The 21,063-nt window shown below is 39.3% G+C and carries 18 protein-coding genes; 6 read left to right on the forward strand and 12 right to left on the reverse strand.

From position 1 onward, the window contains the following. Positions 1-49: 49 nt before the first annotated feature. Entirely contained in the window at positions 50-964 is a 915-nt protein-coding gene (locus HZA38_05955; protein MBI5415023.1) for an FAD-dependent oxidoreductase, read from the reverse strand. Between the two features lie 145 nt (positions 965-1,109). Here HZA38_05955 and HZA38_05960 point away from each other — a divergent pair, with 145 nt between their 5' ends. Further along, positions 1,110-1,406, forward strand: a complete 297-nt coding sequence (locus tag HZA38_05960; protein MBI5415024.1) for a hypothetical protein — start codon at positions 1,110-1,112, stop codon at positions 1,404-1,406. A 46-nt stretch (positions 1,407-1,452) separates the two neighbouring features. Here the strand turns inward: HZA38_05960 and HZA38_05965 are convergent, their stop codons facing one another. After that, positions 1,453-3,369: a DUF87 domain-containing protein gene (locus HZA38_05965; protein ID MBI5415025.1), complete on the reverse strand. Its 1,917-nt coding sequence runs from the start codon at positions 3,367-3,369 to the stop codon at positions 1,453-1,455. A gap of 229 nt (positions 3,370-3,598) precedes the next feature. Further along, positions 3,599-4,237: a M48 family metallopeptidase gene (locus HZA38_05970; protein MBI5415026.1), complete on the reverse strand. Its 639-nt coding sequence runs from the start codon at positions 4,235-4,237 to the stop codon at positions 3,599-3,601. A 119-nt stretch (positions 4,238-4,356) separates the two neighbouring features. Between HZA38_05970 and ribH the strand changes: the two genes are divergently transcribed. Beyond that, positions 4,357-4,824, forward strand: a complete 468-nt coding sequence (gene ribH / locus HZA38_05975) for a 6,7-dimethyl-8-ribityllumazine synthase (protein MBI5415027.1) — start codon at positions 4,357-4,359, stop codon at positions 4,822-4,824. 3 nt (positions 4,825-4,827) lie between these two features. On the opposite strand, the gene HZA38_05980 is transcribed toward ribH, so the two are convergent. Further along, positions 4,828-5,547 (reverse strand): hypothetical protein, encoded by a 720-nt coding sequence (locus tag HZA38_05980; GenBank protein MBI5415028.1) that lies wholly within the window; start codon positions 5,545-5,547, stop codon positions 4,828-4,830. A 147-nt stretch (positions 5,548-5,694) separates the two neighbouring features. Between HZA38_05980 and HZA38_05985 the strand changes: the two genes are divergently transcribed. After that, positions 5,695-6,426 (forward strand): NAD+ synthase, encoded by a 732-nt coding sequence (locus HZA38_05985; GenBank protein ID MBI5415029.1) that lies wholly within the window; start codon positions 5,695-5,697, stop codon positions 6,424-6,426. Positions 6,427-6,442: 16 nt separating this feature from the next. Here the strand turns inward: HZA38_05985 and HZA38_05990 are convergent, their stop codons facing one another. The 4 genes from HZA38_05990 to HZA38_06005 form a co-directional block, all read right to left on the reverse strand. Beyond that, the gene (locus tag HZA38_05990) at positions 6,443-7,816 is read right to left on the reverse strand and encodes an O-antigen ligase family protein (protein ID MBI5415030.1); all 1,374 of its coding nucleotides are present in this window, start codon (positions 7,814-7,816) and stop codon (positions 6,443-6,445) included. Positions 7,817-7,916: 100 nt separating this feature from the next. Then, positions 7,917-10,541: an alanine--tRNA ligase gene (alaS, locus tag HZA38_05995; GenBank protein ID MBI5415031.1), complete on the reverse strand. Its 2,625-nt coding sequence runs from the start codon at positions 10,539-10,541 to the stop codon at positions 7,917-7,919. A gap of 110 nt (positions 10,542-10,651) precedes the next feature. Further along, complete coding sequence (locus HZA38_06000) at positions 10,652-11,245, reverse strand: LysE family translocator (protein MBI5415032.1); 594 nt, start codon at positions 11,243-11,245, stop codon at positions 10,652-10,654. Positions 11,246-11,271: 26 nt separating this feature from the next. After that, the gene (locus tag HZA38_06005) at positions 11,272-12,774 is read right to left on the reverse strand and encodes a hypothetical protein (protein MBI5415033.1); all 1,503 of its coding nucleotides are present in this window, start codon (positions 12,772-12,774) and stop codon (positions 11,272-11,274) included. Between the two features lie 78 nt (positions 12,775-12,852). Here HZA38_06005 and maf point away from each other — a divergent pair, with 78 nt between their 5' ends. Next, entirely contained in the window at positions 12,853-13,443 is a 591-nt protein-coding gene (gene maf, locus HZA38_06010; GenBank protein MBI5415034.1) for a septum formation protein Maf, read from the forward strand. A 57-nt stretch (positions 13,444-13,500) separates the two neighbouring features. On the opposite strand, the gene HZA38_06015 is transcribed toward maf, so the two are convergent. The 3 genes from HZA38_06015 to HZA38_06025 form a co-directional block, all read right to left on the reverse strand. Beyond that, entirely contained in the window at positions 13,501-13,950 is a 450-nt protein-coding gene (locus tag HZA38_06015) for a peroxiredoxin (protein ID MBI5415035.1), read from the reverse strand. Positions 13,951-13,980: 30 nt separating this feature from the next. Continuing rightward, a complete protein-coding gene (locus HZA38_06020; GenBank protein MBI5415036.1) occupies positions 13,981-15,267 on the reverse strand; it encodes a UDP-N-acetylmuramoyl-L-alanyl-D-glutamate--2,6-diaminopimelate ligase in 1,287 nt (428 codons plus the stop codon). Positions 15,268-15,377: 110 nt separating this feature from the next. Further along, complete coding sequence (locus HZA38_06025) at positions 15,378-17,282, reverse strand: hypothetical protein (GenBank protein ID MBI5415037.1); 1,905 nt, start codon at positions 17,280-17,282, stop codon at positions 15,378-15,380. A gap of 212 nt (positions 17,283-17,494) precedes the next feature. On the opposite strand from HZA38_06025, the gene dnaK reads away from it, so the two are divergent. Both dnaK and HZA38_06035 read left to right on the forward strand, forming a co-directional pair. Continuing rightward, positions 17,495-19,423, forward strand: a complete 1,929-nt coding sequence (dnaK, locus tag HZA38_06030; protein MBI5415038.1) for a molecular chaperone DnaK — start codon at positions 17,495-17,497, stop codon at positions 19,421-19,423. A 62-nt stretch (positions 19,424-19,485) separates the two neighbouring features. Continuing rightward, positions 19,486-20,385, forward strand: coding sequence for a hypothetical protein (locus HZA38_06035; protein MBI5415039.1), 900 nt, complete (start codon positions 19,486-19,488; stop codon positions 20,383-20,385). 28 nt (positions 20,386-20,413) lie between these two features. Here the strand turns inward: HZA38_06035 and HZA38_06040 are convergent, their stop codons facing one another. Further along, positions 20,414-20,758 carry a GIY-YIG nuclease family protein gene (locus HZA38_06040; protein ID MBI5415040.1) on the reverse strand — a complete coding sequence of 115 codons (345 nt, stop codon included), beginning with the start codon at positions 20,756-20,758 and terminating at the stop codon, positions 20,414-20,416. Between the last annotated feature and the right edge of the window lie 305 nt (positions 20,759-21,063).

The raw sequence follows: 21,063 nt of genomic DNA on the forward strand, positions 1-21,063 counted from the left end.
GAACAATACTTAAAGTGGGAGCATTCGTCCACGCGTGCCCAAAAAAGTCTTATTTTTTCTGTGAAGATAAGTATTCGAACACCGAATTCGCCGCAATGCTTCCTTCTCCGATCGCAGTAGCGATTTGATGAAAATGATTCGAAAGATTGGTGACGTCTCCGGCGGCATAGAGGCCGCGAACAGCAGTTGATTGATCTTTGTTCACGATAAGGAATCCTCCTTTATCTTTCTCCAATCCGAATTTATCAACAAGAGTAGTGTTTGGAGTAGAACCAATTTCAACAAAAGCTCCGACGACATCTTCGATCAGAGTCCCATTTGTGAGTTCAATTTTTTCCAATTTTTGTGTTCCGTGAAATTGTTTCACTTCTGAATTATACAAAATCTGAATATTTGCTCTTTTTTCGAGCTCACCGACCCAAATCGGTTCTGCTCGCATCTTTTCTTTCCGAACGATGAGATACACTTTCGGGCAAAGATCGGCTAAATAAAGTGCCGCAGTTGCGGCAGAATCGCCGCCGCCAATAATTGCGGTAACCTTGTTTCGAAAGAAAAATCCATCACATGTAGCGCAATAGGTAATTCCTTTCCCATCAAGTTCTTTCTCTCCGAGAGCACCTAATTTTTTCGTTTTTGTTCCGACTGTAAGAATTAGAGACCTCGTCATTGTTGCTTCAGAAATCCCACGTTTTAGAGTAAATGTTCCGTCTGAATTTTGGATAATCTCAGTAACTTCGTCATTTTGGACTTCCACTCCATATTCTATGGCGTGTTCCCGAAATTTTTTCATGAGTTCCGGGCCTTTAATGGAGATAAATCCCGGATAATTCTCGACATCATGCGCCTGAGCAGTTTGTCCTCCTTCTTGACTTCCAATCACGAGTGTTTTGAGTTTATATCGAACAGAATAGATTGCCGCGGCATATCCAGCAGCTCCAGAACCGATAATAACGACATCGTACATGAGTATTTCTTAAAAAAATCGGGCAGGGAAAGGGTATCAAAAAAGAAATGTTTGAAGAAATAAGAATGATTGACATTTTATGTATCTTAATCATAATTACAACAATGAACACTTTGCAATTTATGAATTTATATTTCGTTTTAATATGCAGCTACGTCAAATCAGACTTACTGACGATGAAAAACAGGAATTAGAAGAACTCACCTGTCTTCTTCAAGAAATTAAAAAAGCACCAAATGAAATGGCACTGTGTAAAATAGCAGAAAGAATTAACAGTTCTATACGTGACTTATTGAGTAATATTCTTGGATATATTGATGCAGAAGTTCTATCTGAAACGATTAGAGATTATCGAGAAATAAGACCAGATTCTCTGACCGTCCTAAAGAATAAAATGTTTCAATGGCTTGAAGAGGCAGTAGCGGAACTATCTCTTAAGTAAAGCGAGAGATCTTCAAAGAACAGTAAGAAAAAATTATTGATCACTTTCATTTCCCCGCACTCTCTTCCTGCTTCATGATGTCTTCTGGTTTCGTAGTAATAATTTTATCTTCCGTATACGAAGCAATAATCTGAATTGCAACGTGTTTGAGTCCAGCGAAGAAAATTCCCTGACCAATTCCGGAATTGAGGAGAAGATATTTTTCTCCTTCGGTAAGATTAAAGACTTTCGTAAGTACTTCCGCTGCGGTGGGAGATTGTTTCAGAAGAAGTTGCATAGATGAGTTTGTGATAATTGGCTTTCCGAAATCGCTCTTCAAAAAGTCCTCTACATCCTGAGTAATTGTGGAAACTCCGAGATAGTATTTTCTCGCCCTTTTCACAAGTCCATACAAAAATCGCGCAGAATCTTCGTATTGCATCATAATCCACGCCTCGTCGACCACAAGAATCCTCTTTTTCATCGACGACCTCACCCTGTTCCAGATGAAATTCAGAATAATATAAATTGCAATTGGTCTCAGTGATTCTTCGAGATCACGAATTTGAAAAACGACGAGTCCACCAGAAAGATCAATATTCGTTGATTGATTGAAGAGTCCAGAAAACGTTCCCGAAGTATATTTCTGCAGACGTTCCTTGAGATTTTCTGCGCCTTTAATCGTGCCGAGGACATCATACAAATCTTGCATGGTAGGCGGTTCAACTTTTCCCGGATCTTCCGTTTCCATCGTAATGCCTTTGAGCGCATAAGTATCGAGAAGCGCTCTGTCCATAACGCCTTCCTCCGTCGGACTCAGTTTTCCGAGCATAAGATTAAAGAGACCATGAAGCGCAATGATGTTTCCGCGAAGGAGATCTCCGGGGCGAATTACTTCACCTTGAAATGGAGAAGGAAGATCAAAAGGATTGATTCGTCTCTCAGAATTTAAAGACACTTTGAGAAGTTTTCCCCCAACAGTTTCGCAGAGCGCTTCATACTCATTTTCCGGATCGATGACAATTACATCCGTTCCCATCATTATCGAACGAAGAATTTCGAGTTTTACCGCATACGATTTTCCCGCTCCAGATTTCGCAAAAATTACAGAATTCGCATTTTCGAGACTGAATCGATCAAAAATAATAAGCGAATCATTATGGCGATTCAGTCCATAGAGAATTCCATCATTTGAAGTGAGTTCTGAACTTGTGAAGGGAAAACTTGTTGAGAGCGGCGAAGTATTCATATTTCTGAGGACTTCGATTTCATCTGAACAAATGGGAAGAGTTGAGTTAAAACCGTGTTCCTGTTGTAAATTTGCACTCTTCGTGAGGATGAGTTTTCCTCCGAGAATCGATTCGAGGTGCGTTTGGACTTTTCTGAGCTTCTCCAAACTTTCTGAATAAATCGTGAGATACAGGGCAAAATGAAAGAATTTTTCCTGTCCTCGCTGGAGCTTATCTCTGAGTTCTTCGGCATCCTGGAGCGAAGCTTCAATTGCGGGATCACGCACCATTCCTCGATCTCGGTTGAGATGAATGGTAGATTGCATTTGCGCGACTTTGTTGCGAAGTACTTTCATAATTGCAGCGGATTCACTCGGATAAATAAACATCGAAATATCCAAAGTAGCATCCAGATTAATCGCTGGAGAAAGCCAGTTGGCATCAATAAATCGCGGATATCCGTACACATAAAAACTTCTTGTGAAAATTCCTCCAATTTTGAGGTGATCAAAATTGATTTCCATTGATGAAGGCGCAATGAGATCTTTGATCGTTGCGAGTCCTTCTCGATACATCCTTTCGGCTTCCTTAATTCTCTTTTCCTCATCGGCCGTAAGCCCAACATTTCCTTTCTTTGCTGCTCCCTCGATAACTTTTGCTTCAGCATGAGCCGCCTTTTGAGATGCTGTTTTTCTTCCAAAAAGCCGTGCAAAAAATCCGAGTTTTTCTGGAGGTTGCGGAATAATCGGCTGCATGGAATTTGGCTGATTTTGAACAGGCGTTTCTCGCGACGGCAATGGTTCCTGAGATGGATGCATGGGAGCAGGCTGCTGAGCTTGCACCTCTGCAGGAGAGAATTGAACATGTGTTTGCTGATTTTGTGGAGTTGGATTTGGCATTAGAAGAGAAATATCTTCATGAAGATTTCCCTTTATTATCTCATAAAAAGCCCTGAAAATCAACAAAAATGAAGCGATTCTCTTGTTATGTTGAATACGATTTCAGCTCTTTTCTCTGCCTCTTCCACTCCGGACAAAATCCGCCTACAATTGCCCAAAATTTTCTTGAATGATTCATTTCTTTTATGTGACAAAGCTCATGAATCATCACATACTGCCGAAGATGCGCTGGAAGTTTCATAAGCGCGGCATTCAACGAGATATTTCCTTTTCTGCTACAACTCCCCCACTTTGACGTTTGCGAACGGATTTTGAGACGCGAATATGGGATTCCAATATTTTTGCTGATGTCATCGAGTTCAGGCGGCAGAAATTCCTCCGCGCTCCTCTTCAAAAAACTCCGAAAATACATTTCTCCATGTTTCTCGGTATCCGCGCCAATGAGAACTTTCCCGAGATGAAATTTCACTGCTCCTGGCTGCAACTCATCAGAAAGCTCGAGAGTGAACTCTTTTCCCTGCACCACAAATACACTTTTCTGACTTTTTTCGAATTTCTGTAAACTTTCGAGAATCCACTCTCTCTTTCGATCTATAAAAAAAAGTGCTCTTTTTTTCGGAAAAAATATTGGGAGCACGACTTCTAAGAGGCATTTTGAGCGAATTTTTATCCTCAAATATTTTACTTTTTTCCTCGTAAAGATGATATCGAATGGAAATTTCATCCTCTCAGCGGTAAAATGTCTTTAAGAGTGTATGAAATAAGTTTAGAAATTGAAAATTAAAAATTAGAATTTATTTAATCCCGCTTTGCGGGATAAAATTCAAAATTTAAAATTGTCCCATGTCCTTCTTCTTCTCCAATTCCTTCCCTCAGGCTCAAAATCCATATTCTGTAGCCATTATCCGCTCGGAATTCAACGAAACTCTTACTGCAAAGCTCCTATCATACGCAGAAAAGGGATTCAAAAAATGTGGAATCCCCGAAGATTTGATTGAAATTTTTTCCGTTCCCGGAGCTCTCGAAATTCCATTTGCTACCAAAAAAATCCTCGACACAGGGAATTTTGACGGTATTCTTGCCCTTGGAATTGTGATACGCGGAGAAACATACCATTTTGAGCTCGTTGCGAACGAATCAGCGCGCGGAATACTCGAACTGAGTATGGAAGGCTCTATTCCGATCATTAATGGAATTCTCACCACAGAAAATGAAGTCCAAATAACTCAGCGCCTCGAAAAAGGAATGGAGTTTGCCGCGAGTCTTGTAAAAATGATGAACCTTATGACCTCTCTCAATGAAAAAATCTGATGCTTAGGAATTTGGGGTTTTGTTGGATTCATCAGCAGTTTCCTCAAAGTCAGCATCTACATTCCCACTTAGGACATTTTGCTCATGTACTTGATTTTCAAGAGTTTTCACGAGCGTCTGAAAGAATCCTCTTGAGAATGTATCGAGATTTTCAAGAGGCGGAACATCCAGAGATTTCCCATTAAAAAATTCCTGCATCACCATGACCTTAAAAAGAACTAAGTTTTCATCAAGATTCCAGTCATAATCCAAAATAGTTTCGAGCATACGATGCGGATCTGAAGTCGCAACAGAAAAAATATTTCGCGTCCATTGAGAGATCTCTGCTTTTGTCTCCTGAGGAAAAAAAGGACTGGCATTCTCCTTTTCCAAAGGAACATCCTGATTTGGGGCTTTAAGCAATTTCGCTTGGATAGCTTCAGCAGATTCTTTGTGAATGAGGGAAAGAATTACGAGAAGAAGATCAGACGGGATGTTTTTTGCCACGAGTCTCGAGATCACCACAAAGAACCGAGTAAATCTGGGATCGTGGAGAAACTGAACAATAATATGCGCGAGGGTGAAATCCTGTTTCTTTTTCTTCGCCTCTTGCTTCCTGATCTTCTGAACAGCCGCCTGCGTTTTTCGATACTGATCACGAAATTGATCATAAGCTTCTTCGCTTACTTCTTGAGTTCCACTGCCCTGCGCATCACCTTGTTCAAACTGTTCAAAATCTGGCACGGAATTTTGGAAAAATTCAAACGGATTGTAGCAAATTCATATTGCTACTGCTACCAAAAAAATGATGTGAAATTTTGAGTTTTCCATTCCATTTTGTATTTTGTACTTTGTGTTTTATGCTTTGTACAATAAATTTTCCTCAAAAATATGAAAACACGCGCCGAAAATATTATTCGTGGAATTCAAGAATATTTTCATAAAAACGATCGAAAAAAAACAGTCGTGGGAATTTCCGGTGGTGTTGATTCTGCGGTAACCGCAGCACTTGCGGTTCGTGCTCTCGGAAAAGAAAATGTGTTCGGACTTATTTTGCCGTACACTGCCTTTTCAAGCCCTGAAAACACGCAAGATGCGAAGGAGGTTGGAGAATTTCTTGATATCCAATGTGAAGTGATATCTATCGACTCAATTGCCGAGCAATTTTTTCAGTTTCCGTGGGTGAAAAAAGATCTTTCCAAAGGAAATATTCTCGCGAGAATTCGCATGATTCTGCTCTATTCTTGGGCAAATGAAAATGGCGCGCTCGTCCTCGGAACATGTAATAAAAGCGAGGTCCTGCTCGGATATGAAACGAAATTTGGAGATGGCGCATCGGACATTTCTATTCTCGGCAACCTTTGGAAAACAGAAGTTTGGGAAATGGCAAAATATCTTGGGCTTCCAGAAAAATTCATCACGAAGGCTCCTTCTGCAGAGCTCTATGAAGCTCAAACAGATGAAAATGAATTGGGATTTTCCTACAAAGAAGCAGATCTTATTTTACAGAACTGGGAAAAGGGAAACCCCTTGAACGACGATGACCCAAAAGTGAAAGAAATTTTAAGAAGAATTGTTGCGAGCGAACATAAAAGAAAAATTGTTCCTACGATTTCAGGCTAATAGAAATTTTCTATCTCTACGAAAATTTTCGAAAAATTTTTTGTGAGAAAGATGTAAAAAATCTCTTCACTTTTGTAAAAAATCCTGATTTTTCTGTTGGAGAAAGGAGAATTCCCGCAAGACCCCAAAATGTGAGAGAAACACTCGCACTTTCCCATGAGTGGAGCAGTATCGCCATGATCGAAATACCAAGAAGGCCACACATAAGTGCCTGTCCTCGCCAATCATGAATCTGAAAGAGTCTCTTCCCGAGCAAAAAAAGAATCATAAAAAAGAGAATTAACCCCGGAAATCCAGTATCAATTCCCACTTGTAAATACCAACTTTCCGGAATAAATCCAGTTTCATTTGCATAAAATCTAGCAGATGCGGGACCTGAATCTCCGAGTCCCGTACCAAACGGATGCAGAAGGATATGAAGAATTCCATCCCTACTTCTCTCGAAATGTCCCTGATTTGAAGAAATGCGTATGATAACCTTTTCAAAGAATTCATGAGCGAAGAAGGAGAGTGAAACAAATGCAACAAGAGCAAGCGAAATCAAACTCCAAAATGTCTTCTTGAACCACTGTTTTTCACGAAAAAGAATGATAAATCCGAGAGTGAGGGAAACTATCGCCCCAGCCCATGCCGACCTGGAATACGCAAAGACCAGATCAAAAATTCCTATGAGAAACATCGTTGCGCCGAATGCACGAAGTGGAGCATTTTTTTGGATTTCTTTTTTCCGATGAAACGGATGAAGGACAAGAAAAAAGAAAAGTGGAAGCGTAAACATCAAAAACGCTGAAAAATCGTTAGGACCGCTGAAAAAAGATTGGAGTCGACACGTGTTCGTAAAGGAAATCATTTGGCAGTAGGATGTCGGTCCTCCCGGAGCGAAATCACTAAATACGGGAGAATACCCGAAATGAACGAGAAAATCCTGCGGAAGAAATTTTTGAAAGACTCCAAAGAAAAATGTAATTGCAGCCACGCCGAGAAAATAATGAAAAAATTTGTTCCGCTCTTCTTCTTTCAGTGGAAAATGACGAACGAGTAAGAAAAATATCAAAAATAATAGTGAATATTTTGCTCCAAAAATTGTCCGCTCAATATCCAAAATTCCCCATCGAAAGAATCCTGTAGATAGAGCCCACACGATGTACAGAGTAATCACTCCATCGAGAGTGTCAAATTTTGGGAATGGAATTTTTTTTTGAAAAATAAGAATCGCGAGAGCAAGAGCAAAAATAACAATGAGAATTTCTTTCCACGCCGCAATCCAGAGAGGAAAAGGAACATCCACGTACAGAAAAATTCCCTGAAACACATTCATGAGAAATGCGTGAAAAGGAAGGAAAATGAAGAGAAAAGTGAGGATGCCGAGATTGAGGTTGCGGAGAGACACGAGGAAAAAATGTAAAAGATAAAATGTAAAATGTTAAAAAAAATTCTAAGTTCTAAAATTTAATGCTTAAAAATTAAGACTTATTTTTACATTTTGCCTTTTACATTTTACATTCTTCTTCCACTCTCTTCCTGATCTCCTGAAACTGTTCCAAGTTCACTCCCGCTCCCTGCGCAAAATTTTGAGCTCCACCGCCGCTTCCTCCCGCAAATTCCGTAATTTTTTGAAGAATGTCTTTCGCGGAAATTTTTCCTTTTGAAGCCACGGAAATCCCACCGTCTCTCGTAAATGTCACGGCGACATCAATTCCACGCTGAACGAGTTCTCGAGCCAGCGCTCCAATTTTTTTCTTGTCTCCTGTCGGAATTGGTTCACAAACAACTTTCTTGCCATTCACATCTTTTTGAAGAGGAATAAGCTCATCTGTCTCCAATCTCACAATTTCTTTATTGATCGCAATATGTTCATTTTCTAAATCTTTCCTTTCCTGAAGAAAAATCTTTACTCTTTCTTCGAGTTGTTCAACGGGGGTTTTTAAACTTGCAGCAATCGATTCTGTCATATCGGATAATTTCCAGAGAAATCTTTGAGCCTCCTTTGCACACACAAGCTCCATTCTCCGAATTCCACTCGCGACACTTGATTCCGAAATAATTTTTATCGCACCAATATCAGCAGTGTTTCGCACATGAGTTCCTCCGCACAGTTCAAAACTTTTGTCTCCCATTCGAATTGTGCGAACAATATTTTCATATTTTTCTGAAAAAAGAGCCTCGGCTCCTGCTTTTTTCGCTTCTTCGAGCGGCATTTCTTTGGTAGCAACTTCATTTGCGGAATTCACCCAATCGCAAATTATTTGTTCGATTTCACGAATTTCTTCTTTCGTGACTGCTTTTGGATGGGAAAAATCGAAGCGCGTTCGAGTAGATTCCACGAGTGAACCTTGTTGTTCCACATGTTTTCCGAGTACTTGTTTGAGAGCGGCATGAAGAAGATGCGCAAGCGAATGATGACGACGAATTTGTTCTCTTCTTTCCACATCAATTTTTAGAAAAACTTTATTTTCTTTCTCGAGAGGCGATTCCCCAGATATAATTTTACCAATATGCACAAAAACTCCATTCGGCATTTTCTGAACATCCTGAACTTCAATTTTAATTCCAGAATCAGATTCTACTAATCCGGTATCTGCGACTTGTCCTCCTGATTCGGCATAAAACGGAGTTTCATCGAGCGCGAATTCTACGATTCCTTCGCCCACTTCTTGAATTGCGAGAATTTTTGATTTCCCTTCATTTTTTTCATATCCAATAAATTTTGTTTTCGGAAGATTTTCAAATATTTTCCGATCAGCATTCTTTCGATCAAAAAATTCTCCTTTTCCTTCTCGAGATCTTTTCTTTTGCTGTTCCATTTCTTGATCAAACTTCCTTTCATCCACGGAAATCCCTTTTTCCCTTGCGATATCTCGAGTAATGTCGAGAGGAAATCCATAGGTATCAAACAGTTTAAACGCGTCTTCTCCTGAAATTACTTTTGGATTTTTCTCCAGAATTTCTTCGAGAATTTTTTCTCCCCGTTCAAGTGTTTCAAAAAACTTTTCTTCTTCAATTTTTATCGTGGTGAAAATCGTTTCCTTTCGTTCTTCAATTTCTGGATAAAATTCTTTGAAATCTTGAATGTATGCGTCAGAAATTTTCGTGAGAAATGGCGTATTAATGCCCAGAGTTCGACCATACCGAACTGCCCGACGAATCAGCCTTCGGAGTACGTAACCTCGACCTTCATTGGAAGGAATCGCACCATCAGCGATGATATGCGTTGCGGCACGGGAATGATCGGCAATAATCCGCATCGCGCGAGTAATCGGATTTTTTACATCAATATCTCCAGAATATGGCGGATATTTCTTTTTGGAGATTTTTTCTGTTGCGGTAATAACTGCCGAAAATGAGTCAGTTTCAAATATTGTTGGATTTCCATTGAGCACCATCACAATTCTCTCAAGTCCCATTCCTGTATCGACATTTTGTGCTGCGAGTTTCGTTAATTTTCCGTCTGCATCTTGATTGAATTCCATGAGCACGTCATTCCAGACTTCGATAAAATCGGTTTCGTCCGTCGCGGGAGTTTGTTCTTTTTTTGGTTTTTCTTTGCCAATATACACGTACATTTCGGTACATGGACCACATGGACCTCCTCCGCTTCCCGCAGGTCCCCAAAAATTATCGCCTCGTCCTTTTTTCCCTCCCGGTTTTGGACCAATTGGAATAATCCGTTCTTCAGGAATTCCGAGTTTTTTCCAAATTTCTATACTTTCGGTATCGAGCGGAATATCTTTGTCTCCACCAAAAACAGTTACCCAAATTTTTTCAGCAGGAATTTTGAGTTCTTTCGTAAGAAATTCAAAACTCATTTGAATCGCGCCTTTTTTGAAATAATCGCCAAGAGACCAATTTCCGAGCATTTCGAAATACGTGAGATGTCGATTATCTCCAACTTCATCAATGTCATTCGTCCGAACACATTTTTGCGCGCTACAAAGCCTTTTTCCCTTGGGATGCGGTTTTCCCATAAGATTCGGCACAAACTGCTGCATTCCGGCAGTCGTAAACAAAACGGTATGATCGTTCTCAGGAAGAAGCGAATCACTCGCAACAAGTGCGTGATTTTTGGAAATAAAGTAATCGAGATATTTCTTGCGAATTTCTTTGGAAGTAACCATCTTTTGAGGAGCGAAAAGACGGAGAGATTGTAGCGTATTCTCCTTCGGAGAGACAAGACAATGCCTTGTCTCTCATGGAACATCATCCAGAATATCCCAGTTCTCTCATCTCATCCTAAAAAAATCCGTATTCCCACAATGAAAAGAAGTCCGCTGAAAATATAATTTTGCGCCGTGAGAAATCTGCCTTTAAAAATTATCTTTTCAAAAAACTTTCCTCCTGCCACCCAAATAAAATGGCTTGTTACTGTGAGAGTGAGAAGTCCGAGAGAAAGTATGAGCGCTTGAAACCATCGAGAAGAATGTGTGTCTAGGAGCTGGGAATACATGAGAAGTGTCACAATAACGCCTTTTCCATTGAGAACACTCAGAAGGAATCCTTCACGAAATCCGAATGAACATTTCTGTTTTTCCTTTTGAATTTCTGTTGATAAAAATGTAAGAGCTAAATAAAAAATATAGAACACTCCCATATATTTTAAAACGATAAGCGCCATAGGATAGAGCTCAAATAAAGCGCCAACTCCAAATCCTATCGCTAGACTTCGAGTAAAAATTGCTAAATTCAGCCCGACAATAAATGGAAATATTTTTCGTATTCCATATTTACTTCCCACCGATGCGCACATGATGTTGTTTGGACCCGCAGACCAAACAAGGGGGAGCATCATTGCCAAAAAAATTGAGATTTGTTCGAGAGACATGAAGGTTGCTATAGCGAAAGAGTATTTTAGTTTATGAAAATTGTAAAAAGATTTTTGAGAAGCTCCTCATCCTTTCTCCCCACACTCTTCTCCACTCCCGAATTCACATCAATTCCATTCGGAAAACAGGATTTTATAATTTCTTGAACATTCTCTGGGGTAATTCCTCCAGCAACAAAGAATTTCTGACCTTCTGCGAGATATTTTGGAATTTTTTTTAATAATTCAAGCGAAATTTGTTTTCCTGTTCCGCCGCGAGATTTTTCGGAATATGCATCTAATAAAACCGCATCACAAAAAGAATATTCAGAAATTTTCTGTAAATCTGATTCATTTATGATGCGCAATGCCTTCCAAATTTTTGGTTTGTTTCGTAGAGACGCGCTATAGCGCGTCTCTACTACGAATTCACGGCAAAATTCCGGTGTTTCGTCGCCATGCAATTGAATTACATCCAGAAAATTATATTCATGTAGAGACGCGATTAATCGCGTCTCTACGTTTAATGGATTTACAAAAACACCAACAAATTTTGGTTTTTTCATCGCGTGTTCGCGGATATTTTCGACAATTTTTCGTGCATCTTCCAATAAAATCCTCCGTGGCGATTCCTCCGCAAAAACAAACCCGAGATAATCAGCATCTTTTCCTGCCAAAATTGCATCTTCTAAATTTGTAATTCCACATATTTTCACTTCCGGTTTTCCAGAAAGATCATAAAGCGTCTTTTTTCGATCGTCTGAAGCAATAATTGCGGTACCAATCAAAATCGCATCGGCATTTTTTGCGTATTTACGAATATCATTACGAGAAGAGATTCCACTTTCGCAGACGAAAATTTTCTCTTTTCGCATATTTTCTGGAACTTTTGAAAAAAGGTCATGAAAATTATTTAGATTTAATTCGTAGAGACAAGACAATGCCTTGTCTCTACTATCAACATTACAATCTCGATTCACCTGTAAATTTCGATTATTCACTCCAACAATTCTCGCATCGGTATTCTTCAAAACATCGAATAATTCCTCTTCATCATGAACTTCTACAAGCGCATCCATTCCTAATTCTTGAAGAATCGATAAAAACTTTTGAATTGTTTTTGCATCAAGAACACTTCGCATGAGAAGCACGGCATCAGCCCCATATTCAGCTGCTTCGTAAATTTGTATTTCATCCAAAATAAAATCCTTTCTGAGAATCGGAAGATTTGTAATTTCTCGAACTTTTCGAATATTCTCAATTGATCCGCCAAAAAAATTTTCATCGGTGAGAACTGAAATTGCCATAGCTCCAGAATCAGAATACAATTTCGCAAGACTTTCCACGCTATCATCCGAGCGAAAAAGCTGACCTTTTGATGGCGATTTTGGCTTTATTTCCGCAATCAGTTTTGGATATATCGATTCTTGAGAAAGCGCTTTGTAAAAAGCAAAATTTCTCTTTTTAAAATTCTGAGGCATCACAAAATTTTTCTTTAGTTCAAGAATTTCTTTTTTCTTGTTCTCAATGATTTCTTCTAAAATGTTCACAATTCTGTAAAAATAGACTCAAACATGCTTTCGATAAAAGTATAATTTAAAATCTAAAATTTAAAATCTAAAATTGCTATGCTTTCCGAACTCACTCATCACTTCAGCAAAAATTCACCGCTGATCTTGGCTTCCAAAAGTCCACAGCGCATTCGAATTCTCAAAATGCTCGGAATTCCATTCGTATCTGTCGAACATGAATTTGAAGAATTTCTGGATCATGAACTTTCTCCTGAAAAAAACGTGGAAATGCTCGCGGAAGGAAAAGCTCAAAGTCTTGTAAAAAAATACCCAAATTCCTGCATTGTCGGAATCGATACTCTCGTTGTTTCTGAATCGGGAAAAATACTCGGGAAACCTCAGCATAAAGAGGAAGCGCGAGAAATGTTTCGAGAAAAATCCGGAAAAAAAGAACTCATCATTTCTGGAATTTCTATAATAAAAGATAATCAAAAAATTACGGCGCACGAGGTGAGCAGTGTGGAATTCATGGAATTTTCCGAAGCGGATATTGAAAAAATTCTTGAGCTGAACGAGTGGAAAAATAAAAGTGGCGGAATTATGATCGAGGGAAAAAGCTCAATGTACATCGAAAGTATCGAAGGAAATTTCTGGAATATTGTGGGATTTCCCGTGCCAACGTTTTTGGAGCTGCTGAAATCAATATAACAGAAAGCGACGATCCCCATCGTCGCGATGGAAAAGCGCGGATAGGGATCCGCGCCTTCAGGTTGTGGCTTGGACAAATTCCAAAACTTCTTCCGCGTGACCTTCCGGCTTCACACTTTCCCAAACATGAAGAATATTTCCCGTTTCATCGACAAGATACGTTGTACGCGCAACACCAAAATATTTTTTTCCGTACATGCTTTTTTCGACCCAAAGCCCTAACTCTCCTATCAACTTCTTCTCTGGATCGGAAAGGAGAAGAAAATTAAGATCATACTTGTCCATAAATTTACAGTGCGATTCGTTCTCATCTGGAGAAATTCCAACAATCATAGCATCCAATTTGCTATATTTTGAAGCTGCATCGCGAAATCCTTTCGCCTCGAGCGTACAGCCCAGCGTATCGTCCTTTGGATAAAAATAAAAAACAACTTTTTTCCCAGAAAAACTGGAAAGAGTGTACGTTTTTTCATCGCTGCCGAGAAGAGAGAAATAGGGGAACATCATGGGGGAATGTAAAAGGCTAAATGTAAAATTTTACATTTTCTGAAGTATTTCCTCCACCACTTTTCGATCATTCCATGGAATTTCTTTTCCTCCCATATTTCGCGATGTTTCAGCTCCGATACCGGTGATGATAATGGCATCTCCTTTCTGTGCATTTTTGAGTGCAAAGGTGATTGCTTCGTATCGATCCGGAATTTCCCAAAAATGCTGAACATTGCCACTCTGATTCCATATTGTTGTTTTTTGAATTCCTTTTTTGACTTCTTCCCGAATTGCTTCTCCATTTTCCGTATATGTTTCATCATCGGTAAGAACCACGAAATCTGCTATTGTTCCTGCAATTTTCCCCATTTGTTCCCGTTTCGAACGATCACGGTCTCCTGTACATCCAAATACAACCCAAATATTTCCTTGGGTAATGTTTTTGAGCGAATGGAGAACTTCTTTGAGGGCATTCGCCGTAACGGCAAAATCAACATATACTTCAAAATTCTGACCTTTTTCTATTTTTTCGAGTCGCCCGGGAACGCCTGAAAACTTTCGAAGACCTTCGACAATTACTTTCGGAGAAATATTGAGGAGTGTAGCAATCGCAAAGGCGAGTGTGGCATTTTGGACATTATATTTCCCGAGAATTGGCATTTGAAGACGTTCTCCCATCAGAGAAAACTCGATTCCCTTTTGTGTTTCCACGAGATGAGTAGAAACAAAATCTGCAGAATAATCACCGTAAGAGGAATACCATTTTTTTATTTTTCGAATGCGCGAATCCATTTCTAGGACAACCTCATCATCTTTGCTCAGTACTGCAATCCCCTTTTTTTTGAGATAATGACGAAACAATTTTTCTTTAAGAAGAATATACTTCGCAAATCCACCGTGATCATCCAAATGCTCTTCTGAAATATTCGTGATGCCGGCAATATCGAAAGACATCCCAAAAATTCGCCCCTGATCAATCGCATGAGAAGAAACTTCAATAACGGCTATTTCTACATGCGAATCTACCGCTTTTCTGAGGAGACTTCCCATTTGTAGTGGAGAGAGCGTCGTTCGCTTCGAGGTATTTTCGGTTTGAGTGCCATCAAGATGGATTGATACCGTCGATATTTTGAGGTGACGAATGTTTGCTTCCTTCAAAATTTGGGAAATCATTTCAACTGTTGTTGTTTTTCCATCTGTTCCAGTAATTGCGACCATTTTGAGTTTTTGAGACGGAAAATCATAACGAATGAGCGCAAAAATCGCTTTCAGATAGTACCAAATTTTTCGTACGAAAGAATTCTTTGGAAAAAAATTTCGGAGAAGTGCGAGCATTTTTTTTCGAAATTGAATACGCAGAAATACTACAGCGCTTCGAATTTGAGATCAATCATCCTTGTCTGAAGACGTTTAGGGAATTTTAACTTTTCTTTGTCAGAAACTTCTCACTTTGTCCCATTTTGAAGAAATTCTTTCCATGAGTTTGGACATTTTCCGGCTTCAAAGAGCATTGGGTTAGTACCTCCATCATTTTGCATCTTCTCCAAATTCTCCTTTGCTTCTAGTGGAATAGAAATGCGGAAACATTTCTCACCGCTTGTATTTTCGAATGGCTCATACACAACATTTTGCGGAAGTTTTTTGATATATATCCCTTCAAGAATATCGAGTTTCCCTTTCTCAGGAAATTTGCCCTCATCGGAGTAGTAGAGATTCAAAGTAGTATCAAGAAGAGAAATTTCAACGAGTTTTTCCGCATCTTTTGCCTTCAGTTTGGTTTCTTCAGAAGAACTTGTTTCGCTTTCGGGAAGATTTCCTTTGTCATCACTTGTCTGAGTTACGTCATTTTTCTTTTCTGAAACAGGTACAGCTCCTTCAGGGAGAACACACTCTTTTCCATCTTTCGATCGAGCTGCTCCTTCTCTGCAGGCGAGGATGTAGGCACCTTTATAAAAGTACAAAGAGCTATTCGGTGGAATTGTAACAAGAATTTTATCTTTTCCCTCTGAAGTTCCAGGAGAAAAAATTACTTCATGATCCGGCGCATTTGCCAAAAAGAGTTCATTCTCTGGAAGCGGAAAAGAAATTTCTTCATACTCCGGAGCGGATGCGCGAATTTCTTGCTTCGTATCTCCCTGAACGACAACTGGGGCGGCTGGTTCCACCACTGCTACGGGAACGGGAACTGCAAAAAAAGTAAAGTATCCATATACGAGGAGGAATGTTGCGAAGCTCCCTCCGAGCGCAGGAAATAGCCTTGTCCAGAAACTTACAGGACTCAGATTATGCCCTTCTTCATGCTGAACGGGATGATCAGAAATATGAGATTCTTGACTCTCAGTTTGTAGCTTTTGGATTTCTGCAAGTTTCCCAATTTTTTTGGAAGGTACAGGTGTTCTCTGTATTACATTTTCGATATGCGCCGGAATATTTCTGAGTTCTTCATCTGTACTTACGCTGAGAGAAGGAGCACTTTCAGGTTCTTTTGGAGTTTGGAGCTCTTCATCCGCATTCGTTAAAGAAATGTCTTCCTCCGAATGAACCTCATCTGAAACAGCTACTTTCTTTTTTGCTTCCACATTTTTTTCAATTTTTTCCGCATACATTTTCTCTTGAACTGAAGGTTCTTTTTTGTGATCTTTCAAAGAAATCTCCTCTTCATTTTTTTGTTCTATTTTTTGTTCAGGAATGACCACCGCTTTCTCTTTTTGATCCGGGAGAGAGTTTGCGATGACCTCTTCTGCCGAATTTACGGGAGCTTCCGTTTGTGTCTTTTCCTGAGGCGAAGTGCTTTGAAGAGCATTTTCTGGCTCTTGTTGAGATGCTTCAGGGTGTGATGCCAAATGATCTGATGATTGAGACTCCTGAGGAACTTCTCGTTCCTCTTCTTCCTGAGGATTTTCTGAATGTTGTTCTGCTGGTTTTGGCGGAGTTTTATTGAGAAGAACATCCACATCATTTTCGCCTTTGAGTTCGGATTTATCGCCGCTTTTTCGACGGCGAATAATCTCTCGAAGCGCCGTAATGGCATCTTCACTCCTGTTTTTGGAAACAACATCAAATCCAAGAGTAAACACAAGATATCCGAGCTTTTTCAGCTGTTCTCTTCTGTGAAGATTCTGATGTTTTTCTGCATCACCTCTATGACACTCTCTTTCCACTTCAATGGCAATTTTTACCTCTCCTGATTCAAAAATCATATCTGGAACGAGATATTCTGTTCCTCCTGATTCAGATATAACTCCGATCATCTTTTTTCCCTTGAGAGGAATCCCCTGCCTTTTCGCTTCTTCCCTGCACAAAGTCTCAAAATCTTTACGATTCGAAGGAGTATTTTGTATCATATTCATGGGATATATATTTGTTTGAATCTTTCAGGAATCATTATAGCACAAAAAATCATGTTTTGTCTAACTCAACAGCTCAGAGCGAAGAGTTAAGAGCGAAGAGCTAAAGGCGAAAAATTCTCGCTCTTAGCTCTTAGTTCTTCGCTTTTATCTTGACTCATTTTTATTAGCACTCTAAAATAGCGAGTGCTAATTTATTTCTTTATTTATTATTTATGTCTAAAATTATTGGTATTGATCTCGGAACCACGAATTCATGCGTTGCCGTTATGGAGGGCGGAGAACCGACAGTAATCCCCAACTCAGAAGGGGCAAGAACAACTCCATCGGTCGTAGCGAAAAAAGATAATGAACGACTTGTCGGTATTCCTGCAAAAAGACAGGCGGTTACCAATCCAAAAAACACTATTTTCTCTGCAAAACGCTTTATTGGGCGAAAATATGAGGAAGTAAAACAGGAAATGGCAGAAATGCCGTTTGAAATTAAAAAAGGAAAAGATGGCGGGGCTCGTATTCTCTTTGACGGAGATGAAAAACAACCCGCAGAAATCTCCGCAATGGTTCTCCAAAAACTCAAAGCAGATGCCGAATCATTTCTGGGTGAACCCGTTACAAAAGCGGTTATCACCGTTCCTGCATATTTTAATGATTCTCAAAGACAAGCAACAAAAGACGCAGGAAAAATTGCAGGACTTGACGTGGAGCGCATTATCAACGAACCAACAGCTGCGGCACTTGCGTATGGACTCGATAAAAAGGGAAAAAATGAAAAAATTGCGGTGTACGATCTCGGAGGAGGAACTTTTGATATTTCGGTGCTCGAAATTGGAGATGGAGTGTTTGAAGTGATATCAACAAATGGTGATACACACCTTGGGGGAGATGATTTTGATCAAAAAATTATTAATTACCTCCTCGAAGAATTTAAAAAAGATCAGGGAATTGATCTTTCGAAAGACCAAATGGCGCTTCAGAGGCTTAAAGAAGCAGCTGAAAAAGCAAAAATTGAACTTTCTTCGAATACCGAAACAGAAATCAATCTCCCCTTTATTACCGCAGATGCAAGTGGTCCAAAGCATTTTGTAATAAAGCTTTCGAGAGCAAAACTCGAACAGCTCGTTGAAGAGCTTATTACAAGATCGATTGATCCGTGCAAAAAAGCTCTGAAAGACGCCAAAATGGAGGCAAAAGATATTGATGAAGTAATCCTTGTGGGAGGAATGACGCGAATGCCAGCCGTTCAGGAAACAGTGAAAAAGTTATTTGGAAAAGAGCCGCACAAAGGGGTAAATCCAGATGAAGTGGTGGCGATTGGAGCGGCAATTCAGGGAGGAGTTTTGCGCGGTGATGTGAAAGATATCGTCCTTCTCGATGTCACTCCCCTTTCCCTCGGTATTGAAACTTTGGGAGGAGTTGCAACAAAACTTATTGAACGAAACACCACAATTCCGAGCTCCAAGTCACAAATCTTCTCCACTGCCGCGGATAACCAGGGAAGTGTGGAAGTTCATGTCGTGCAAGGCGAACGTGAAATGGCGGCAGATAACAAATCTCTTGGACGATTTATTTTGGATGGAATTCCGCCAGCTCCACGCGGCGTTCCGCAAGTGGAAGTGACATTTGATATCGACGCAAATGGAATTTTGAATGTCACTGCGCACGATAAAGGAACGAATAAGAAACAGCACATTACGATTCAGGGATCATCGGGTTTATCTGAAACAGAAGTTGAAAAGATGAGAAAAGATGCAGAAGTGCACGCCGAGGAAGATAAGAAGAAGAAAGAAGTGATCGAGTCCCGAAATCATCTCGACGCATCGATTTTCCAAGGAGAAAAAATGTTGAAAGATGATAAGGAGAAAATCTCTAAGGAAAATATCGAAACGATTGAAAAAGAAATCGCGAGCGCGAAAAAAGTTTTGGAAAATAAGGATGCTTCTGGAGAAGAATTTAAAAAAGCGCATGATACCCTTATGGAAGTGCTCCAGAAAGCAGGTGCGGAGCTCTATGAAAGAGCCGCAAAGGAAGCGGAGGCGGAAGAAAAAGCGAAAAAAGAAGGGGCTTCGGGAGATGAAAAAAAGGAGGAGAAGATTGAGGATGCGGAGGTGGTGGAGGAGGAGGAGAAGGATGAAGAAAAGAAATAAATATCAGATTTTGTGAAGGCGCGACAAGGGTTGCGCCTTTTTTGTAATTTTGATTAATTTTTATGCTTAAAAAGTTTTATCAATCAAAAGTTGAAGAAATAAGATTAAAATACGAAAATATTTGTAATTTTATGGAACATAATGGCGAAAAGGGTAATGAGAACGAGCTTATTCTTATTGATTTTTTAAAAGATTTTTTACCAAAAAGTTATTCAATTGGAAGGGGTTTTATAATTGATAGTGAAGGTAATACTTCAAATCAATGTGACATTGTTATCTATGATAATTTTTATAATCCGAATTTGATAAGATTCAATAGTAATACTTACTTTCCGGTTGAAAGTGTCTACTGTGTTATTGAGGTGAAAACAACAATTAGAGATCAAGATATGAAAAAATCTTTTGATGACATGACAAAAATTGCCAATTTAGCTTTTCATCAGGAGGACACAACTTATACAAAAGGAAATGCAGTTTGGTTCGGAAGAACAACGAGACCTAATTACTTTTTATTTGGCTACAAGTCGGATACTAAAATAGTCGAAACTATTCTAAAAAGATTTATAAAATATCCAATTGAAACATGCTTTATCCTCAACATGGGAACCCTTAGTAAGAATAAAAAAAAGATGCAGGACAAAAACATGGAACAAGTTAAATTTGAGATTTCTTATCTGCGAGATCTAAAAGAAGAACAAAAAAAATCCATATTAGATGCATACAATAATAAAAGTGATTATTTTGAGTTAAATTGCATCAAATATCCGATCATCGAATATGAAAATCAGCAATATCTGGTCGATTATGTGAAGAATTTTTTAATATTTTTGTTTTTGGTAAATTTTTATATTACAAATAAGCAGATTAGTAGGGATTATTTGAAGCATTATTTCCCATTGGATAAACTCCTAGTACTTACAAAAAATCTTGTCGCGGAAGAAGGTGTTGGCGGGACAGAGTGAGGACATCTGCTCCAATTCCCCACTCTTGTCACCCCGGACTTGATCCGGGGTCAAGGAATTCAGAAAAATCCCACGATTCCGCCAGATCCTTCCAAAGAGGATTTTCTTTTTCTATGAGTTCTTCTTTCCATTTTCTTCTCCATTTCTTGAGCTGCTTCTCTCGATAAATCGCATCTTCAATATATTGGTATTCTTCAAAATACAGGAGTTTTCCCACTCCGTATTTTTTTGTAAATCCGTCATTCACCTTTGTCTTGTGCTCAAACATTCTTCTTTCGAGATCATTCGTTACTCCGACATAGAGAACTGTTCTTTTTTTACTTCCCAGAATATAGACGTAATAGGTTCTCTCTTCAAAAAAATATCTGGTCATATCAGACGGAATATATACACTGAAGAGTATACGTTGATCCCGGATCAAGTCCGGGGTGACAAAAAAAGAAGAGTTCGAATTCCCTCAACAACAAAAGAAAAAATCCGGATTCGATTCTGTCGTCGGACCTCGTCGACACATTTTGGCTTCCAAAAAAAGGAAAAATCGTACATTCTAAAATTATAAGCACCACCCTAGAGATAAAATAAGTTTATATTTTATTTCTAGACATGAAACAAGTTCGCAAGCCAATCAGCTTCAAAGAGCGAGAGGAAATAGAGAGGATGTTAGAAAAGAAAAAGTCG

This window comes from Candidatus Peregrinibacteria bacterium, from assembly GCA_016220175.1.
Taxonomy (GTDB): domain Bacteria; phylum Patescibacteriota; class Gracilibacteria; order CAIRYL01; family CAIRYL01; genus JACRHZ01.